We start from the raw sequence: 1,233 nt of genomic DNA on the forward strand, positions 1-1,233 counted from the left end.
GCCAGGTAATAAAAAAAACACTAAGTTTATCTTAGTGTTTTTTTGCGTTAAAATATAAATTGATTATTTTAAAGTGATGAACAAACAGTGCTCAAAACTTTGCCTATACTATCGTTAATTACTAAATCTGCTTGATTGTCATATTGGGTAGGAGTCTTGTTGATAAGAATCAAGTTTTTCCCATTAAAGTATTTAATTAAGTTTGCAGCTGGATAGACTACAAGAGAGGTGCCACCTACAATTAATGTGTCAGCATTACCTATTGCTTTAATGGAACTTTCTAAGATACTCATATCTAAATTTTCTTCATAAAGAACTACATCAGGTTTGACAATACCACCACAATTATCACATATTGGAATTATTGAGTTGCTAGCTAAGATATACTTTAAGGTGAAAGATTTATTGCATTTCATACAATAATTTCTATGTATAGATCCATGAAGTTCATAAACGTGTTTTGAACCTGCCATTTGATGTAATCCATCAATATTTTGAGTGATTATAGCTTTTAATTTATTTTTATTTTCAAGCTTTGATAATGCAATGTGGGCAGCATTAGGCAATGCATCAGTAAAAATCATATTAGTCTTATAAAATTTAAAAAATTCTTCAGTATGATTTATAAAAAAAGAATGACTTAAAATAACTTCAGGAGAAAATTTTAAATCATTTTTTACATTATATAAACCTTGTGCAGAACGAAAATCAGGAATACAACTTTCGGTAGATACACCTGCACCTCCAAAAAAAACTATATTAGTACTATTTTTTACAATTGTTTCTAATGATTTGTAACACATAACATCAGCCCCTTATGTATATTATAACAGTTAATTGATTAGTCGTTGTTAAATAAGTATACTAGTAGTGTTTAACATTAGATAATATTGTAGTACAAGTAACATTATACCTATCCTAGTGTATCAATATAAGAGATTGGAGGATTAACAGTGAATAATAGAGATAAATGGTGATAATCTAGATATATGAACTATAATGTTAATATACAATAAATCCGTTATGGTAAGATACTACATGTCGTCGTAAGTAAGCGATGATATTTGATATGAAACAATAAATTGGTCTTTGAAAATTAAACAGAGAAATAGGTAAAGAAATGAAATTATATTTTATTTTAACCAGTCAATTACTTTAGTAAAAGTAATATTTTAGTTGTAAGACTAAAAAGTATGTAATGAGCTTGCTAACCAACTTAACAGTTGGCGCAGA

The 1,233-nt window shown here is 27.7% G+C and carries 1 protein-coding gene; it reads right to left on the bottom strand.

All coding sequences use genetic code 11. The features are described from left to right. Positions 1-68 precede the first annotated feature (68 nt). Complete coding sequence (locus tag Q0649_RS18240; protein WP_298845395.1) at positions 69-803, bottom strand: NAD-dependent protein deacylase; 735 nt, start codon at positions 801-803, stop codon at positions 69-71. Positions 804-1,233 lie beyond the last annotated feature (430 nt).

It is taken from the genome of uncultured Clostridium sp. (genome assembly GCF_937920395.1).
In the GTDB taxonomy this organism is placed as follows: domain Bacteria; phylum Bacillota; class Clostridia; order Clostridiales; family Clostridiaceae; genus Clostridium_AD.

What these genes read in the sequence shown, in the direction of transcription:
- Q0649_RS18240 (WP_298845395.1), bottom strand. Translation starts at nt 803, where the DNA reads ATGTGTTACAAATCATTAGAAACAATTGTAAAAAATAGTACTAATATA.